Annotated in this window: 16 protein-coding genes; 7 read left to right on the top strand and 9 right to left on the bottom strand. The window is 46.1% G+C overall.

Going from position 1 to position 18630, the window contains the following annotated elements:
* Positions 1-297 precede the first annotated feature (297 nt).
* Positions 298-948, top strand: a complete 651-nt coding sequence (gene hisIE, locus E5S67_RS09935; RefSeq protein WP_172186876.1) for a bifunctional phosphoribosyl-AMP cyclohydrolase/phosphoribosyl-ATP diphosphatase HisIE — start codon at positions 298-300, stop codon at positions 946-948.
* A 247-nt stretch (positions 949-1195) separates the two neighbouring features.
* Here hisIE and E5S67_RS09930 read toward each other — a convergent pair whose 3' ends face one another.
* Both E5S67_RS09930 and E5S67_RS09925 read right to left on the bottom strand, forming a co-directional pair.
* A complete protein-coding gene (locus tag E5S67_RS09930) occupies positions 1196-3364 on the bottom strand; it encodes an iron uptake porin (RefSeq protein ID WP_172186875.1) in 2169 nt (722 codons plus the stop codon).
* Positions 3365-3595: 231 nt separating this feature from the next.
* Complete coding sequence (locus tag E5S67_RS09925; protein ID WP_172186874.1) at positions 3596-4846, bottom strand: MFS transporter; 1251 nt, start codon at positions 4844-4846, stop codon at positions 3596-3598.
* A gap of 323 nt (positions 4847-5169) precedes the next feature.
* Between E5S67_RS09925 and E5S67_RS09920 the strand changes: the two genes are divergently transcribed.
* On the top strand, positions 5170-5676 hold the full coding sequence (locus E5S67_RS09920; protein WP_172186873.1) for a DUF4149 domain-containing protein: 507 nt from the start codon (positions 5170-5172) through the stop codon (positions 5674-5676).
* A gap of 365 nt (positions 5677-6041) precedes the next feature.
* Here E5S67_RS09920 and E5S67_RS09915 read toward each other — a convergent pair whose 3' ends face one another.
* The 3 genes from E5S67_RS09915 to upp form a co-directional block, all read right to left on the bottom strand.
* Positions 6042-6335, bottom strand: coding sequence for a TMEM165/GDT1 family protein (locus tag E5S67_RS09915; RefSeq protein WP_172186872.1), 294 nt, complete (start codon positions 6333-6335; stop codon positions 6042-6044).
* Between the two features lie 104 nt (positions 6336-6439).
* A complete protein-coding gene (locus E5S67_RS09910; protein ID WP_172186871.1) occupies positions 6440-6907 on the bottom strand; it encodes a TMEM165/GDT1 family protein in 468 nt (155 codons plus the stop codon).
* 229 nt (positions 6908-7136) lie between these two features.
* Positions 7137-7787, bottom strand: a complete 651-nt coding sequence (gene upp, locus E5S67_RS09905; RefSeq protein ID WP_172186870.1) for a uracil phosphoribosyltransferase — start codon at positions 7785-7787, stop codon at positions 7137-7139.
* Positions 7788-8323: 536 nt separating this feature from the next.
* Between upp and crtH the strand changes: the two genes are divergently transcribed.
* On the top strand, positions 8324-9868 hold the full coding sequence (crtH, locus tag E5S67_RS09900; protein ID WP_172186908.1) for a carotenoid isomerase: 1545 nt from the start codon (positions 8324-8326) through the stop codon (positions 9866-9868).
* A gap of 151 nt (positions 9869-10019) precedes the next feature.
* On the opposite strand, the gene E5S67_RS09895 is transcribed toward crtH, so the two are convergent.
* A complete protein-coding gene (locus E5S67_RS09895; RefSeq protein WP_172186869.1) occupies positions 10020-10460 on the bottom strand; it encodes a pentapeptide repeat-containing protein in 441 nt (146 codons plus the stop codon).
* 534 nt (positions 10461-10994) lie between these two features.
* Between E5S67_RS09895 and E5S67_RS09890 the strand changes: the two genes are divergently transcribed.
* Entirely contained in the window at positions 10995-14360 is a 3366-nt protein-coding gene (locus E5S67_RS09890) for an EAL domain-containing protein (RefSeq protein ID WP_172186868.1), read from the top strand.
* Positions 14361-14447: 87 nt separating this feature from the next.
* On the opposite strand, the gene sipA is transcribed toward E5S67_RS09890, so the two are convergent.
* Together sipA and E5S67_RS09880 are read right to left on the bottom strand one after the other, a co-directional pair.
* Positions 14448-14705, bottom strand: a complete 258-nt coding sequence (sipA, locus tag E5S67_RS09885; RefSeq protein ID WP_172186867.1) for a regulatory protein SipA — start codon at positions 14703-14705, stop codon at positions 14448-14450.
* A gap of 125 nt (positions 14706-14830) precedes the next feature.
* Positions 14831-15034, bottom strand: coding sequence for a hypothetical protein (locus tag E5S67_RS09880; RefSeq protein ID WP_172186866.1), 204 nt, complete (start codon positions 15032-15034; stop codon positions 14831-14833).
* 201 nt (positions 15035-15235) lie between these two features.
* Here E5S67_RS09880 and rbfA point away from each other — a divergent pair, with 201 nt between their 5' ends.
* The 3 genes from rbfA (at position 15236) to E5S67_RS09865 (ending at position 18047) form a co-directional block, all read left to right on the top strand.
* On the top strand, positions 15236-15658 hold the full coding sequence (rbfA, locus tag E5S67_RS09875) for a 30S ribosome-binding factor RbfA (RefSeq protein WP_172186865.1): 423 nt from the start codon (positions 15236-15238) through the stop codon (positions 15656-15658).
* 153 nt (positions 15659-15811) lie between these two features.
* On the top strand, positions 15812-17470 hold the full coding sequence (locus E5S67_RS09870; RefSeq protein ID WP_172186864.1) for a glycoside hydrolase family 3 protein: 1659 nt from the start codon (positions 15812-15814) through the stop codon (positions 17468-17470).
* A 346-nt stretch (positions 17471-17816) separates the two neighbouring features.
* The gene (locus E5S67_RS09865) at positions 17817-18047 is read left to right on the top strand and encodes a DUF4327 family protein (protein WP_172186863.1); all 231 of its coding nucleotides are present in this window, start codon (positions 17817-17819) and stop codon (positions 18045-18047) included.
* A 74-nt stretch (positions 18048-18121) separates the two neighbouring features.
* On the opposite strand, the gene E5S67_RS09860 is transcribed toward E5S67_RS09865, so the two are convergent.
* On the bottom strand, positions 18122-18526 hold the full coding sequence (locus tag E5S67_RS09860; protein ID WP_172186862.1) for a hypothetical protein: 405 nt from the start codon (positions 18524-18526) through the stop codon (positions 18122-18124).
* Positions 18527-18630: the final 104 nt, after the last annotated feature.

Below are 18630 nucleotides of genomic sequence, written 5' to 3'. Positions count from 1 at the left end.
TAAAGGTTAGGTCGATTCAAGGAAACTATTCTAGTAGATTTTAGGGTACAAACCAATGAGTAGCAATACTAGCTTAGGTTTTTTAGGCTTTGTCGCACTAGCACCGTGAAGCGAAGCTATCCCGTAGGGAATCGCCCTAAAGTGTAATATTTTGTAAAATACTTCTTGACAATTTGTCCATCACTTCCTCAAACTCCTCTCTTCTCTTCCTCTGCGTCCTCTGCCTTCTCTGCGGTTAATTAAAAAAAATCTCCGACAGGAAAGCGTTAATCTATATTACCAAGTTGAAATAAAATTATGTCTACTAATGATTTATCGAGTTTGAGCCGATCGATCCCAATTGAAAAGATTCGTTACGACGATCGAGGTTTGGTACCTGCGATCGTCCAAGATTATTTGGACGGTACGGTTTTGATGATGGCATGGATGAGCCGGGAGTCGCTGCAAAAAACCCTGGAAACCGGCCAAACTTGGTTTTGGAGCCGTTCTCGTTCCGAATTGTGGCCCAAAGGCGCGACTTCGGGACACGTTCAAAATGTCAAAGGGCTGCGTTACGACTGCGATAGCGATGCTTTGTTGGTAACAGTCGAACAAGTTGGAGATATTGCTTGTCACACCGGAGAAAGAAGTTGTTTTCACCAAGTTGACGGAGCAATTGTACCGCCGCCTGGAGATATGTTATCTCAATTATTTGAGGTAATTTGCGATCGGCGCGACCATCCTAACGAAAGTTCTTATACTTGCAAATTGTTCGAGGGCGGCGACAACAAGATTCTCAAGAAAATTGGCGAAGAGTCGGCGGAAGTTGTAATGGCTTGCAAAGATGACGATAAAGATGGAATTGCTGGGGAAGTTGCGGATTTATTTTATCACGCTTTGGTTGCTTTGGCTCACCATCAAGTTGATTTGAGAGAAGTTTACCGCAAATTGGACGATCGACGAAAATAATCGGTAATTGGGAATTGGTAATTGGGAATTGGTAATTGGTAATTGATAATTGCCGTCCCGGACGCACTCTGACGCTCAGAAACCGGGTTTTTTACCAAGTCTGCGATGCTCTAACGAACTATTTTGGTAAAAAACCCGGTTTCTCGGCCCCCATGCGTACTCGTGCGTAAGTCCTATCTAGGTTAGCACTGCTTAAGCGGCAACAGTATCAATTCCTGGTAATTGCAGATAGCTATCGCGACTCTCTTTAGAAGGTAAAAGTTGTGCGCAGGACTCCCACCCCTACTGTGTCATTATCCTTAGTTCCTTCAGGGTTGAACAGCACAAAAGCTCCCGGTGTAATGCTGATATTATCGTTGACTTTGAAGCGGTAATAAGCTTCTAAATGGTAAGGAGTTGCTTTGTTTTGCTGAAAGCGAGCACCGCCACTTACTGAATCGCGATCGAGTGGCTGTCCAAACAGAATACCTGCATTATTGCCCTGTGCGAACAAATCTCGGAAATGGAAACCTACCATCCAACTGTTGAAAGTTGTAGAAGCATTGCTTCTTTCAGCGTCAGCAATTATCCAACCTCCATAGGTAGAAATAGCAATTTTCGGAGAAAACCGCCAAGTTAAAGTACCGCCAAACGAATTGAGCCTCACGCCACCGTTAACAGGTTCTCTATCTGCTCCCAAAATAGAACCCAAATCGGCATCACCTAATCCTGTAGCAAGAATATTCAATTTGTGGCGACTGTAAGCGTAATTTAAACCTATGTCGATACTGCTGGTAGGTTTAATAGTTAACTGAGCCGCAGCCACGATACTTCCCTCAAATGCACCTGCTCCTAAAGGCGTGGCTGGAAAGCCTAAATCAACGGGCAAGGCTGCATTTGCACTGCCGTACAAAGCTGTTAGATTAAGCTTGCGGGAAATGTTCCAAATAAACCCGCCTGCTGATGCCAAACCCCTGCCTGAAGTGCCACCTGATACGCGGACTACAGGGTTATAACCTGCAAACCTAGAGACGGCTTCTTGCCCTTCTCCAGCAAAGGGAGTAATAGCTTGAAAAGCGTCAGAAGTTTCTGCTTTCGGGCCGGCAAATAAAGTGATACTATTAGAAACTGGAAAGACGTAAAGCAGCTTGTAAAGTTCAACAGTATTGGCGTCAATGCTAGATAGAGTCTCAGGATTAATTCCTGGGAATTGCGGTTCAAAACTCAGCTTTGCCTGACTGTCGGACAAACCACTAAATGCCCCTGTTGATAAACCTAAATTAGGGCCGAAGCTGCGAATGTTGTAAGCTTGCAAGCCAGTTATTAGGGTATCTTTGCCTGTAAAACTGGTCAGCAGATTCAAGCGCACTCGGTAGTTTAAGACTGTCTGAGTATCGCTGTTATTGTTTTTAGTAGTATCGGCAACGCTAAAAATTGCTTCGCCACTGAGTTTAGTTGTTGTCGAAAATTGATTAGCTTCTAATTCGGCGGTACGAGATTCTAAAGCATCGACTCTACCCCGCAAAGTGGCTAATTCTGCTGCAAATTCTTCTTGCAATCTTTGCAATGCGGCTAAGTCTTCCTTGGTTGCTAAGTTGGTTGTACCTGCTTTAATTAGCTCAGTAACTTTATCCAAGCAAGCATTTAAACCGGCCGCAAATTCGTAGCGAGTCATTGCCCGATTGCCTCGGAATGTGCCGTCTGGATATCCTGCTATGCAGCCGTATCTTTCTACTAGAGATTGCAGGGCTTGAAATGCCCAGTCCGTCGGGCGCACGTCGGAGAGTTGAGATACAGATGTTACTTGTTGTAGCTCGATCGACCCCTCGGTTTCGCTGTTGGTTGCTGCGGGTTCTAAGGAACTGCTGTTTTCGATTTCAGCCAACTTTTGGGCAGTAGAAGTTTCTGTGGGTACTGGTGCAGATATGCCTGTTTGGGCAATAGCTGGTGCGGGTGGGTTTTGGGCAGGAATGACTGATGTTTCTGCCGTAAATTCTGCTGATGTCTGCTGGTTTTCGGAAGGGATAACAGATATTTCTTCTGTAACTGAGGCTGCCTCTGAGTTGGCTGGTTTTTCAGCTAAGTTTAATGAGTTTTCCGGCGTATTTTCTGCGGTAAATGTTGCTGTTTGTCGCCCATTGAGTTGAGGGCTGTTTTGGGGGAGAGGCGCGAGTTCCTTGGCTGTTGAGACGGGGCGATCGCCCGTGTTTTCAACTTCCACCGCATCGGCGGGTTTTAATTCATCTATTCCCGGAATTTTGACCGCATTGTCAACACTACTTTTATCCAGGCTGATTTGAGTCTCTAATTCTTTCAATCCTTCAGTACCTAATGTCTGTTTCTCAGGGACGAGAGGCATCGCTGCCAATGGTAGAGAACCGACAAGTAGATAAACTAAACCTATTCCGCTAGCACTAAAGAGTAGATGTGCTTTCATTACAACTCCTCACCAAATAGATTGTAAAATTGCTCTTATGTTTCGAGAATTATAAATCTATTTGGCATCTACAAGCACAAAGTTTTTAATTCATAATTATTATGTTTTTCATAAGAAATAGCAGGATAACTTATCACAAAACAAGTATTGAGGCAACTATTTTTTTAACATTCGATCGAGGTTCTGTAAAAAAAGAGATAAAAATTTATCACAGAACAGGTGTTTAGGCAACTATTTTTTTAACATTCGATCGAGCTTTTGCAAAATAACAATAGCAGCGCCCACACTCAAAGCCAAACCCAACCAAAAATTATCCGCCGCCAATTTACCTCTATCCAAAGCCAAACCGCCCAAGGGCGGCCCGATTAAATAGCCGATCGCCCAACACTGAGAATTAACCGCCAAATAAACGCCGCGCAAAGACTCCGGCGCTAAATCCACCACCAAAGCCGAAGCAAAAGGCGTATAAGCAACAGTCGCCACCGACAAAAAACTCAAGCCTAAAACAGCTAACAATAGATTGCCAGTTGCAGCCATTCCCGTCAAGCCGATCGCAATAAATCCCATTCCCCATAGCAGCGCAGAAATCATCAAAGCTTTTGGATGGGAAAATGGCCTCAAAACTTTAACAACTGGCAGTTGCAAAGCCACAGTTAAAAACGTGCTAAAAGCAAACAAAACCGTAATTGTACCTGTTGAAAAACCTTTGTCCGCCCCCACCGCGACAAACTTGCTAAAGTAGAGCGGCATTGTGGTTTGGATTTGGGAAATATATAATGTGAACAAAGTATTTACTAAAGCATAAACTAGAAGACTTCGATCGCTCAGCGCCACCATCCAGCCATTTTCCAAATTTTTGCTGCCTCTATCCGCTGAATTAGCTGGTTTGTAGGTTTCGGCGATCGCGATCGCAACTACCGCAAATAGCACTAAAAACGAGATACCATCAATAATAAAGAGCGATCGATAATTACCCGTTACCTCAATCAATAAACCCCCCAAAATAATCCCAACTTGCAAACCTAAATTATCAGCCAGCCTTGTCAAAGCAAAAGCTTCCTGTCGCTGTTCGCCCTCGGTTAAATCCGCCACCATCGTCTCGGTTGGAGGCCAATACAAACCCACGCCCAAACCCATCAGTAAATTGCCCGCAACTAAACCAGCGAAATCATTAGTCGCCGCCAGTACAAAAGATGCCACAGCCGAAATAATTGCCGCCAGCAATAAAGTTCGCCGCCTTCCCCAAAATTTGGAATCGCAAAAAGAACCGCCCAATATTCTGCCCAATATTCCCGAAACTGAACCGCTACCCAAACCAATCCCAACAGCAGTAGCAGATAAACCGACGCGATCGACAAAAAATATGGGCGCGTAAAATAAAGTAAAACCGGTGCCGCTTTGGGAGAGGAATCTGCCAGCAGCAAGAATCCAGACTTGATGGGGGAGACGGGGAAACCAAGATGATAATTGAAATTTAGGCATATACAGTTAAATTAGGAGTTAGTCCTGGACGCAGAAACCCGGTTTTTTTTTATGAACATACGTTATAGCCTTTAATCACGGTCAAAAACCCGGTGTCTTTGGTCGCAGTGCGTAAGTTCTGTGAGTAATTATTAATTTATTCCGTACTTTTTCCGAATTAGTATTAGTTAACGCAGGTGATGACAAACATCAGTGAGCTTAACAATTCTTCAGGCTCTGTTACACAAAAGTTACCATTAATTTAAAAATACTTAACACGATTTTATAAAAAAGTTAGTTAAACTCTAGAAAAGGCAGAAGAAAATTTTAGAGGGTCTAATTATATGACAGCTATTACAACATCAAGAGTGGAATCAATCAAACCCCGCTGGCAAGCAATTGTCATGGTGGCCTTAATTTTCTGGGCCAGCGTTAGTCTGATTTTGGATCTAGTAATTATGCCTAGTCTCTACGTATCTGGCATGATGACATCTCCCGAGTTTGCAACGGCCGGAAATTTAATGTTCTGGGGATTCAACCGCGTTGAGTTAATCTGTTCGGGCCTGGTGGCAACGGGTTTGATGGTTTTGAGCAATTTAGTCGGTGACTTCGGCAAGCGCAGCCGCACAGCAATCTTATTATCATTGGTACTTCTGGCGATCGCCCTGATTGACACCTACGCCCTGACGCCCCAAATGAGCGCCTTGGGAATGCAGCTAAATTTGTTCGATTCCGCAGCAGAAGTGCCTACCGGGATGAATCTACTGCACCAAGGCTATTTTGGCTTGGAAGCGCTGAAGTTGGCTGTCGCCGGTACGCTGATCGGCTGGTGCTACCAAAACCAAGTTTAATCAACACAATCCTCAGATGTTGAGTTGAGAAAAACTCAACCTTTAGCAGCGGGCATGAATTCACGCCCGCTGCTAATTTTTTATTAAATTTTAGCGATCGTAAACTATGCTTGAATTGCAGGCATTCGCTCTCCTATATTGAAATGCACCTGCGTTCTATCTGCGGTTTCCCGATAGATCGAACATTTATGCAATAACTCTAATGTCAAGTTTCCTGACTCCGCCCAAAAACGGATACTTGCGAACGAATCCTGTCGTAAAGAACTAAAAATTTTAGACTCTTTTTCAAACTCCCAGATTCATCTGTAGAGTAAATCTAAAATCTAAAATCTAAAATCTAAAATCTAAAATCGACTGACGGTGCCCTACTCGGATGCTTCCGGTACATCTGCTTTTGGCCACAGCAGGCGCAAGCCCATCACCGCAAATCCGATCGCCGCGATCGCCTTTACCAGTCGCTCCGGCAATACCTCTGCCGTGCCTTGCCCAACTAAAACGCCGATTAAACTCGCCAGCAGCAGCGCCGACGCCGTACCGAAAAATACAGCCCGCGGCGAGTTACAACTGCTGCCGAGGGCGATCGCAGCTAATTGACTTTTGTCTCCCAATTCTGACAAAAAAACTGTAAGAAAACTTATTCCCAAAAGTTGCCAATCCATGTTTTTTAGTTATTAGTTAATTAAGAAATCTCGGACAGTATATGTAGGGTGCGCCTCGGCGCACCTTGCCCATATAAGGTGGTTAAAGTTAGGGCGATTGACAATTAACCCAGCACTTCCCACAGCAGAACAGCCGCAATCCCCAGCAAAATCACTCCTGCTGCTCTCTCCAAAGTTCTCGGAGCAATCCGACTTGCCAGCCACCTTCCCAGCAAAACTCCCAGCAAACTGGTTGCTATCAAAGCCGAACCCGCACCGGCAAACACAATCCAAGGCTCCCGAGATTCAGCCGTCATCAGCAAAATTGCGAGTTGAGTTTTGTCTCCTATTTCAGCTAAAAAAATAGTTGCAAAAGTAGAAGCAAAAATTGCCCACTGCTTCGACTTCAGTTTATTTTGTTCCTGACAAATCTCGGGATTTGCACTCACTGAGAGTTCAGCGGGTTCCGGGTTTAAAGCAGCACAAATCTCAGAAACCTCTTTTATTTGTATTTGTACCTGTTGTGGCAAATCATAATTGAGGTTTACTGAGTCAGAAGCAGACAAGCTTGGCGGAACAGAATCAAGTTTCACGGGCAATGAGTGCTAAACGCTATTTATTTTTGACTTGTACTTTTGATTCTAACTTTCTCTGTACCTGCTTTTACGAAACCAGGGTCATCTTTTTCGCAGGAGATTTCAGCAACTGATTCCTGGAACAACTCACCGCACCCAAAAAGGGATACAAGCCCCCAGATTTATCTGTCGAGTCAATCTAAAATCTAAAATCTAAAATCTAAAATTGACTGGCTGACTGATTGGTTCACGTACCGTAAGTTCGATCGCCCGCATCTCCCAAACCCGGTACAATAAAGCCCTGTTCGTTGACTGTTTCGTCGATCGTGGCCGTATAAATATTCAAACTCGGGTACTCTGCACTCAGCCTCTTCAAAGCCGGAGGAGCAGCCACCACAGAGATAATCCGAATCAAGCTCGGGTCAATTCCCCGCTTCGTCAATTCCTGCATTGTCGCCACAATCGTGCCGCCAGTCGCCAGCATCGGCTCGCTAATTATCACCCGCGTTTCCGGGATAAACTGCGCCGGCAACTTGTTCAAATAACAACTCGGTTCCAGCGTCTCCTCATTTCTTGCCATGCCGAGGTGGTAAACCGACGCCAGCGGCACAACCGTCTGAATTCCTTCGAGCAGTGCCAAACCCGCCCGCAAAATCGGTACCACAACTAACGGAGCTTCCGGGTTGATAAAAGTCGCCGGACATTCTGCCAAAGGAGTCTGCACCGTTGTTTCCACTGTCGGCAGCCATTCTCGAATCGCCTCGTAAGCCAGCCACCTTCCCAATTCTGTCATCGCAGAACGAAAAAGTACCGAGGGGGTGCCGGCGTCGCGGGCGACAGCCAGCCAGTGTTTAATTAACGGATGCGGGGGAACGTAAACGCGCAGTTGCAGGGACATTAGAAAATTGGGGAGATTGCTAGGTTTGAGGGATTTTATGCGGTGCGGTCGATCTTCTTCGAGGACTTCGCCAACCGGCGATCGATCGCTCTGTGCAACTTATCACATCCTTGAGGGCGCATACAACCCAGAGAGTGAGAATCGACCGAAGAGCACCATTTTCAAGATTGCCGTCGCCAGTTCAAACTCCTGCCGGACTGTGGCGACAAGCACAAGCCGTCCGTTACAACCCATTCGCGGATGGAGGCCTCCATCCGCTTATTGAAATATTTTTTTAATAGTATTGACATTAATTAGCAACAAGGCTATAGTAATTTTCAGTGTTCTCCTCTCAAAGGATCGGCAGACGGGGGCAGTCGGCAATGGTAGACTGTTCCCGCATTTTTTTTGGGGAAAGAAGAAGGAAGAAGTCCGATGGAAGAGGGAAAAGGAAAAAAGGCAGAAGGCTACATATACAAAGGGAAAATGGCAGAGGCAAGAGTTCGGCGACGGCGATCGACTGTAATATTATGGAAATTATTAAGATTTTTAACGCAATGTCAGCTCCTACCCAATCCCAGTTATTTTCTTCCAACTCCCGCCCAACAGAGCAAGAGTTTGATGTAATTGTCATCGGTTCCGGCATTGGCGGACTCGTGACAGCCACCCAGTTAGCCGCTAAGAAAGCCAAAGTTTTAGTGCTCGAAAGCTATACAATTCCGGGGGGTAGCGCTGGATATTTCGATCGAGAAGGCTACAGATTCGATGTCGGCGCCTCCATGATTTTTGGCTTCGGACAGCGCGGCACCACGAACCTCCTCACCCGCGCCCTAAAAGCAGTCAACGTCACTTTAGAAACGATTCCCGACCCCGTACAGCTTCACTATCACTTACCCAGCGGCTTGGAACTTGAAGTTCCCCAGGCTTATGATAAATACTTGCAAGAATTAACTGACAGGTTCCCTCACGAACGCGAAGGAATCCACAAATTTTACGGTGAATGCTGGAACGTCTTTAACTGCCTCAACGGGATGGAATTGCTATCCCTAGAAGAACCCGGATATCTGGTTAGAGTCTTTTTTCAGAATCCTTTAGCCTGTTTGGGATTAGTAAAATATCTGCCTCAAAATACTGGAGACATTGCACGGCGCTACATAAAAGACCCTACTTTGCTGAAATTTATCGACATGGAATGCTACTACTGGTCTGTAGTACCCGCAGACTTGACGCCGATGATTAACGCCGGAATGGTATTTTCGGATAGACATTACGGCGGCATAAATTATCCCAAAGGCGGAGTCGGTCAAATTGCCCAAAAATTAGTAGAAGGATTAGAAAAATGCGGCGGGAAAATTCAGTACAAAGCTAAGGCGAAAAAAATTCTTACAGAAAACGGCCGCGCTGTCGGAGTTGAGCTAGCAACCGGCGAAGTTTACCGGGCCAAGCGGATAGTTTCTAACGCCACGCGGTGGGATACTTTTGAGAAATTGCTGCCTGCAGAAGAGATGCCCGCGAGCGAAAAGAAATGGCAGCAGCGCTATCAAAAAGCCCCCAGTTTCTTGAGTTTGCATTTGGGAGTGGAAGCAGGCGTAATCCCTGTCGGTACTGCCTGCCACCACATTTTGTTAGAAGATTGGGACAAAATGGAAGCGCCGGAGGGAACTGTTTTGGTGTCAATTCCGACCGTGCTCGACCCGGATTTAGCTCCCGCAGGATATCATATCGTTCACGCTTTTACGTCGAGTTGGATGGAAGATTGGGAAGGACTTTCGCAGCAGGCATACGAGGATAAAAAGGAAGAGGCGGGAGGAAGAATTATTGAAAGATTAGAAAAGATTTTTCCCGGTTTAGATGCGGGTTTGGATTATATGGAAGTAGGGACAGCGCGTTCTCACCGCCGCTTTTTGGGGCGCGAAGACGGAACTTACGGGCCGATTCCGCGACAGAAGTTAATGGGTTTGCTGGGAATGCCGTTTAATCGAACTTCTATGCCTGGTTTGTATTGTGTGGGTGACAGTACGTTTCCCGGACAGGGTTTAAATGCGGTGGCGTTTTCTGGGTTTGCTTGCGCGCACCGAATTGCCGTTGATTTGGGTTTTTAGCGGTAGTGGTAAGGTGCGTCAGATTGTTCGCTTGAAATACGAGAGAAAATGTGACACTCCGGCCACCCTACAAAAAGTTTAAAAACCCGGTTTCTGGGGAGAAACCGGGTTTTTAAACTGAAAATTGGCGTTTTCCATTCTTTTAAGGAGTTTACTGGTCGTAGCTGCCGCCGACGCCAATTTGAGTATTGTAGATTTTTGCCTCAGTGATGGTCATATCTTCCATTGATGCGCCGGATACGTCAGCGGTATTAATGATGGCAGCGGTCAGATTTGCCCGATCGAGGTCTGCGTAATTTAAACTGGCATTAGTCAGGAAAACTTGGGTTAAGTTAGCACCCGTCAAGTTAGCACTCGTCAAGTCAGCGCCTTCGAGGTTGGCACTAGATAGGTTTGCTCCTCGTAAATTTGCTTCTCTCAAGTCAGCACCAATTAGATGGGCTCCCGTTAAATCTGCTCCAGCTAAGTCGCACTGAAAACATTGCCCGGTTGACAATAACTGTTTGACGTGAGCGGGATTTTCAGCGCGAGCCGGGCCTGCCAACATTAGGGGAGTAATTAAAAAAGTAGCGGCTAATAGATGGCGTTTCATAATCCCTTTTCCTCACCAGACTGTGTGTTGAAGTTCTTCTGTTTATATCTACAATCTTACCACGGTTGTTTTCGGAATTTGCGATCGAATTCACAGATTGGCTGTGATATCCATTCCCCTCGACAAGCCACAGATGGTCTCGAAAAGCTCGCAAAACTTACTTTGGCAAAACTTAACACTGCCGAACTTAATACAGTGCTTTTTTGTAGTAACCTTTCTAGGTTAGCTACTCAAGCTAACAGATGTGTATTTCTGAAGATGGATATGATTAGCGCTGCGATCGATGATTTTAGCCAGCAATCCGATCGCAACAAGTTCAAAATTAATACATTATTTTTAATAAAAGTGTCACGGGACAGAAAATTTAACTTAAAATAAAGATCCGCTTATAACTTTATAGGTAGACGGAGAGCTGTCACCGACCAGATCCCCAGCCAAAGAGCGGGGTGCATTCTTAACAAGAAATTTTAATTAGGTCTCAGTAGCAGCGCTGTAAAAATTCACATAGTGCTTGAAAAGCAGCGCTTTTTTGGAATGTCGCAGAATCAACGCGATCGCAAAACTAAATTAAATATGCTCAAAAACGATTCCTCTAAGTATCTGCCAACCTTAGATCAAGTAATTGACCCCTACCCCTTGACAGTTACGCCCGATACCCCACTAGCAGAAGTAATTACCCTGATGGGCCAATGGCGCGGAAGTTGCTCTCTAAACGCAGACATTCCACCAAGCGATATCTACCAGCAACTAACAGAAATCGTAAATGCCCCCACCTCAAGTGCGTTCAGAGACGCCACAGGTATCTGCGTCTTTGTCGTGGAAAAATCTCTCGAAAAATTATCCTCGCACTCTGCTCAAAATTATCAATTACAAGGAATCTTTACCGAGAGGGATCTTGTCGATTTGATTGCTTCGGGCAAAAACTTAAAAGGTGTCACCATCGCAGAAGTGATGAGGCAGCCGGCAGCAACTCTGACCAAATCCGAGACTCAAGACATTTTCAGCGCCCTAATTCTGCTGCGGCAACGAAAAATTAACCATTTGCCAATATTGGACAGTGAGGGTCAACTCTTAGGAGTAATTACGCCGGAAAGCATTCGCCAAGCGATGCTGCAACCGGGAAATATCTTAAAAATGCGCAGCGTGAAAGAAGTAATGACCGCACAAGTCATTCAAGCGCCTCGGTCCGCCTCAGTTATGACTTTAGCCGAGTTGATGGCGCAGCACCGGGTTAGCTGCGTGGTAATTACAGAATCAACAGAATTATCGATGAATTTGCCGTTCCCCATTCCAGTAGGTATAGTCACAGAACGGGATATTGTGGAATTTCAAGCTTTAGATATAGATTTGTCGCAAACGATCGCCCAAACGGTGATGAGTACCCCCCTATTTAGTCTCAAGCAAGAAGACTCGCTGTGGGTAGCTCATCTTGAAATGCAGCAGCGTTTAGTGCGCAGGTTGGTAGTAACGGGGGAACGGGGAGAACTCCTGGGAATAGTCACTCAAAGCAACTTACTGCGGGTACTTGACCCGATGGAAATGTCCGGGGCGATCGATGTTCTGCACGATTCAGTCGTAGAACAGACTAGCGAATTGCAAAAAGCGATCGCATCACTCAGCTTGACTAACGCCACATTAGAAAGCGAAATCGCTACCCGCGTGCGGGCCGAGGTGCGGCTGCAACTGCTAGAATCTGCCGTAGTTAACGCTAACGACGCGATCGTGATTATGGATGCGGGACACAGCGATATCTCCGATCCCAGCATCATCTATGCCAACGAAGCTTTTACCCAAATGACGGGCTACCTACCCGAAGAAATCATCGGACAAACCCCCAGTTGCTTGCGCGGCCCAAACAGCGACCCGACCCAAGTCGCTAAAATTCGGCGTGCTTTCTCTCGCCGAGAACCCCTACGCGTGGAATTGATTAACTACCGTAAAGACGGTTCAACTTATTGGGTGGAACTCAACAGCGTACCCATTGCCGACACATCCGGCAACGTTACCCACTGGGTGTCCGTGCAGCGGGATATTAGCGATCGCAAGCGCATGGAACAAGCATTTTTTGAAGAAAAAGAACTCGCTCAGGTTACTCTACAATCGATCGGCGATGCCGTAATCGCTACTGATGCCTACGGCTGCATTTCCACCCTTAATCCAGTTGCCGAAAAACTCACGGGTTGGTCTACCTGGGAAGCTAAAGGTTTGCCCCTCGACAGCGTACTCAGAATAGTTGACGAAACTACCCGACTGCCGGCCGAAAATATCGCCGAAATCGCTTTGTGCGAAGGCCGGATTGTTGACCAAAGGCACAACAGCTTGCTGATTGCCCGCAACAACCAGGAATTTGCGATCGACCACTGCGTCGCCCCCATCCACGCCAGCAGCGGCAAGATTGTCGGGGCCGTCGTTGTGTTCCGAGATGTTACCCAAGTGCGAACTCAAGCGCGACAACTCACCTGGCAAGCAACTCATGACCCCCTGACGCAATTAGTCAACCGCCGCGAATTTGAGTACCAGCTAGAACAAGCCCTGCACAGTGCTCAAGGTTACGGGCACGAACACGTTATGCTTTACCTGGATCTCGATCGCTTCAAAATAGTTAACGACACTTCCGGTCACGCTGCAGGCGACGAACTGCTGCGCCAAGTCAGCCAGCTATTTAAAGGCAAAATCCGCCAAACCGATATTTTGGCGCGTCTGGGCGGCGATGAATTTGCTGTACTCCTGTATTACAGTCCCCTCGAACGAGGCTTGGATGTTGCAGAATCGCTGCTGCGAAGCATTCAGGGATTCCGGTTTGGGTGGCAGGACAAAACTTTTTTGATCGGTGTCAGTATCGGTTTAGTAACAATTAATCCCAAAACAGTATCGACATCTGCGGTTTTGAGCGCGGCCGATATGGCCTGCTACGCTGCTAAAAATAAAGGCCGCAACCGGGTGCAGGTTTATCAAGCGGGCGATCGAGAATTAATCAAACAGCACGGCGAAACCGAGTGGGTGGTGCAAATTAATCAAGCTTTAGAAGAGAATCGCTTTTGCTTGTACTCTCAGCCGATCGTACATTTGCTCAACTCTCCAACCACCGGAACCCACTGCGAAATCCTGCTCCGCCTCCAGCTTGAAACCGGTCAGTTGGTGTCGCCGATGGCGTTTATTCCCGCGGCCGAACGCTACAACTTGATGCACGCCATCGACTGCTGGGTAATTCGCACTTTATTTAGCAATTTATCTAAAATTTTTACGGCCAATTTATTTGTCCAAAACCCCGGGGTAGACAGCGACAAAATAGTTACCTTCCCTGCTTGCTCTCTGTTGTCTAATCCCAAATTCTCATTTGGCAAGTATCCCAGCCTTTATTCAATCAACCTTTCTGGGGACAGCCTCAACGAAGAAAAGTTTATCGAGTTTATTCAAGAGCAGTTTTCCATCCATCAAATACCGCCAGAAATAATTTGTTTTGAAATTACAGAAACTGTGGCGATCGCTAATCTCAGCAAAGCAGCCAGCTTAATTTGGCAGCTCAAGGAACTCGGCTGCCAGTTTGCCTTGGACGACTTCGGCAGCGGGATGTCTTCCTTTGCTTACCTGAAAAGCTTGCCAGTTGATTATCTCAAAATTGACGGCAATTTTATTAAGAATATTGCCGACAATCCTATTGATATCGCAATGGTGGAAGCTATTACCAAAATTGCTCACGTCATGGGAATTAAAACTATTGCCGAGTATGTGGAAAGCAAAATAATTATGGAGAAACTCAATGAACTTGGGGTAGATTACGCTCAAGGTTATTATTTGGGAAAGCCTCAACCTTGTAACTTTATCTCTCCTAGTTTAGAGGAAGTTTTGGGGGATTTGACGGTTAGTTCTTTGGCTTTTGAGGCTAAGCTGGCTTCTTAAACAGGGACGTTGAGCAATAGATTGTATAACGGATTTAACAGAGGGATGTTGAGGGAAGAAGGAAAAGGGAGATTTTAAGTTGTGATATCAATTTCCGATTCCCGATTCCCGATTACCTTCTACATTAGTTTCCGCCCCTTCAATGTACTGACTGTCTAACAGAAAAGCACCTTTTTCAAAGCGAATGCCCCAATAATTGCCGGGACGCCGATCGATCACAACACCTTCAGCGCCGATCGCAATTAAATTCGCAGGCCGCAGCATCGGCATCGGTTCGGCAGTTTTGACGTAAGGCGGCATCGCCACAACTCTGACTTTTTGACCGATTGTAAATTCTTTTTCCATGAGTTTTATTCCCTAAAAAAACACGGCGATAAATAAATTTTAACACGGAATGTTTCTGTTTGATTGATTAGGGATGATATAAAATGAAGAACTATGAAGCATAATTAAGGGAATTATCGGCAAAATTATTGATATTTTAGGGTTCCATCTTCGTTATATTCAAGTTCATAATATTTTCCCCCTAACCCTAAGTCATGAATACATCGTTGGTAGTTTTTTGCTCCCATATCGAAAGGGTTAATTCTGTTAACTCTTGCCCATTCAGCTATCTTTAGCTGGTTAGTTACCCCTGAAGCATCAGCTACGGTTTTGACAATCCAATCAAACATTTTTTTTCCAGTAAGCTGTATCTCACTCTACCTCTCTAGATTAGCTATATATTGACCTATAGGCAATCAAACATTTTTTTTCCTCTAAGCTGTATCTCACCCCTAACTCGGACGATCGCCCGTAACACCCCCTGACCGATCGCGCTACAATTGTCAATCGGGATGAAAATGGCTGATTAGGAAAGTAGAGGAGTAGGTGTTATGGCTACAAGTCGTCGCATTGAGCGTGTAGCTTCAATGGTTAAACGGGAAGTCAGCCTGATGTTGCTGAATGGAATCAAGGACGACCGGGTAGGTGCCGGTATGGTTAGCGTTACCGATGTAATTGTTTCGGGAGACCTTCAGCATACAAAAATTTTTGTCAGCATCTACGGTACTGATGAGGCAAAGGCTGAGACTATGGAGGGTTTGAAATCTGCAACTAGCTACGTCCGCAGTCAGTTGGGCCAACGATTGCAACTGCGCCGGACGCCGGAAGTGATTTTTCTCGAAGACCATTCTTTGGAACGGGGCGATAAAATGCTCATACTGCTGAATCAGCTTTCTGCCGATCGCAAACCGGATATTCTAGATGCGGAGGAAGAATTCGCTGACGATGAAATTGACGAAACAGACGAGAATTAGTTTATGAAGGAAGAAGGAAGAAGGAAGAAGGAAGAAGGAAGAGGAAAGAATTTCTGATTCCTGATTCATAATTCCTGATTACCAATTCGCAATTCCCGATTCCCAATTCCCGCTTCCCAAATCTAAAATCTAAAATCTAAAATCTAAAATCGAATGATTGACAATCTTTCCTTACCAGAACTGGTTGCCCAGATGTTCGTGGTGCGCGCTTCTGGCTACTTGTTCGACCACCAAATTCGCTATCCCGAATGGGAACCAACTGCTAGCAAACTCCGCTATTATCTGGAAAAGTTGGGCGTCGGCGGTGTGATTTTGGTGGGGGGAAGTGCTGCGGAGTTGGCGGTTCGATCGCACCAATTGCAGTCTTGGGCGAAGTTTCCGCTGCTGCTGGCGGCTGATATTGAGGAAGGTGTAGGCCAGCGGTTCGCGGGGGCGACTTGGTTCGGGCCGCCGATGGCAATTGCCGAAGTGGCGCGGCACGATGCAGGTAAAGCCGATCGATATGCTGAAGCAATGGGCGCTGTCACTGCGATCGAAGCTAGGGCGATCGGTCTCAATTGGGTTCTCGCACCGGTGGTTGATGTTAACAACAATCCCGACAATCCTGTGATTAACGTCCGCGCTTTTGGCGAGACACCGGAAATTGTCGGCAAATTAGCCGCTGCTTTTATTCGCGGTGCAGGCCCGCACCCGGTTTTGACTACAGCTAAGCATTTTCCCGGCCACGGGGACACGGCGGTTGATTCTCACTTGGAATTGCCGGTTTTGCCGCATTCGCCAGCGAGATTGGCCCAGGTTGAGTTGCCTCCTTTTGTCGAGGCGATGGCTGCTGGGGTCGATGCTGTGATGAGTGCTCACTTGCTGATTCCGGCTTGGGATGCCGAGTTTCCTGCTACTCTTTCTCGCAAAATTTTGATCGGGAAGCTGCGAGAAGAGTTGGGATTTGAAGGTTTGATCGTGACGGATGCTTTGGTGATGGGTGCGATCGCCAATAAATACGGCGCTAATGAAGCTGCTGTTTTGGCGGCTGAGGCTGGTGCTGATGTTTTGCTGATGCCGCTGGACCCGGAAGGGGCGATTCTCGCTGTCTGCGAAGCTGTCACTCAAGGGCGGCTTTCTATATTACAAATCAAGGAATCTGTCAAGCGAGTTTGGGAAGCGAAAATAAAGGTGGGTTTGTCGATTTCTGACCCCCCCCAACCCCCCCTTGCTAAGGGGGAAAGCAAGAATTTACAATCCATCGACTCGATCGACTTAAGTTTGCTGGCAAATCCTGACTCAAGGGCAACTGCTGCCGATATTTTGCGAGATTCTGTGAAATTTGGCGGAAATCTGCCTTTGCAGGTTTCAAAGTCCCCAAAAAACCAGCTTTTGCGGAATTTGATTGTTGTAGATGATGTTTTGGGGTGCGAGTTTTTGGGAAACCACACTCCGGCGATCGCCGTACCCGAACAGTTTGGTTACGAATTGCAACTGATTGACGATCGCACAGGTGCGATCGCTGATAATGCAGGTGCAGAGGATTTTTCTCCGACACTGCTGCAAATTTTCATTCGCGGCAATTGCTTCCGAGGCAGTGCTGGTTTGACCCAAGCAGCTCAAGATTTGTTTAAGAAATTATTAAAGACGGGAGAACTGCAAGCTGTATTAATTTACGGAAGTCCCTACGTTTTAGAGCAATTTTTGCCGCACTTGCCTCCGAGTATTCCTTATGTATTTTGTTTCGGGCAGATGCCGGTAGCGCAATCTCTCGCTCTAGAAGTGCTGTTTGGACTTGACGCACCGGCAATGCTTGAACTGCCGGACTCCTAAATCTTTCTTTTGCTGCTGCCTCAGGACTTAAATTTATCAACCCGGTTTCTCGCAAGAAATAATTTTGCCTTTAGCGGCGAAGCATCCAGAAACCGGGAATCGGGCGCGGGTTCCTACATTCAGAATTGAGCTTTGCAGCAGATGGGCCTGCTAGCGCGGAAAAGTTGCGGCCAAAATCCCAAGACAAATCCCATCACTTACTAATCGTTCCTATAATTTTTTAAAATAGACGGCAGTGAATTGTATACCTGTATACTGACAAAATTTTAATTACATATCCGGAATTTTGGATTATATTATTACCAGGGCCATAATTTTTTTTTTACTAAAACCTTGAGGGCGCATTATGATTCAGTCCACTATCAAAATCCAATACTCTTTAGATGTCATCCAGGATGAAGCCCGCCACCTCGTGAACGAGGGCGTGCTGAGCCGACAACAGCCTATCTACACGCTTTGTCAGTTCATCCCACCCCGAGAATGGGCTTGCGTAGAGTGCGAGTTAGAAAAATGCGACTTCTTGCTCCGCGATCGCATTGCCGACCTGATCGGTTCTGAAAACTGGGACAATGACTAAAGTTTGGTTCTCTTAAATAAGTTTGCAAGTCAGTTTCCAAGTCAACTCCGGCTGTGTTAGAGAATCTTGATTCTTTAATCCTGGAAATTTTCGGTCTGCAAATTTTCCAATTCGGCCCTCAGCGCTGCCATGTGTGCAGTTAATTCTTGAATCTCTAGCTTTACGTCAGGCTGTACAACCGACTCGGGAGGAGCATCAGTCGCTGCATCCGATTCCTTGGGCGAGACAGATTCGCTGTCTGCATTCTCCCGCTCCCTCGGTTGAGAGAAAATAGTATCTACAAAATTCCGCGCTTCTCGATCGGTCATTTCTCCTTTTTCCACCAGCTCATCGGCGAGCTGGCCCAAATCTGACTTCAGTTTGTCAAGATTTTCTTCTCGCTTTAGCGGATCTTGCAATGTCTCAATTAAAAAGGAAGTTGCACCTAAAGTTAGGTGAAATCCTGTTTGCAGCATTTGAGGCAGGTTGTCGAGATTCATCTAAAAATGCCGCTATAGCAATCCTAAATGAATTGTGAAAAGGCATCAAATCTTTTCAAGTTAGGAAAATTGAAAAGATTATATTTAGCAAACAATTGAAATAA

This window comes from Microcoleus asticus IPMA8, assembly GCF_013179805.1.
Lineage (GTDB): Bacteria > Cyanobacteriota > Cyanobacteriia > Cyanobacteriales > Microcoleaceae > Microcoleus > Microcoleus asticus.
Note: the sequence above shows the minus strand (reverse complement) of the source record. Positions and strands in the feature narration are given on the sequence as shown.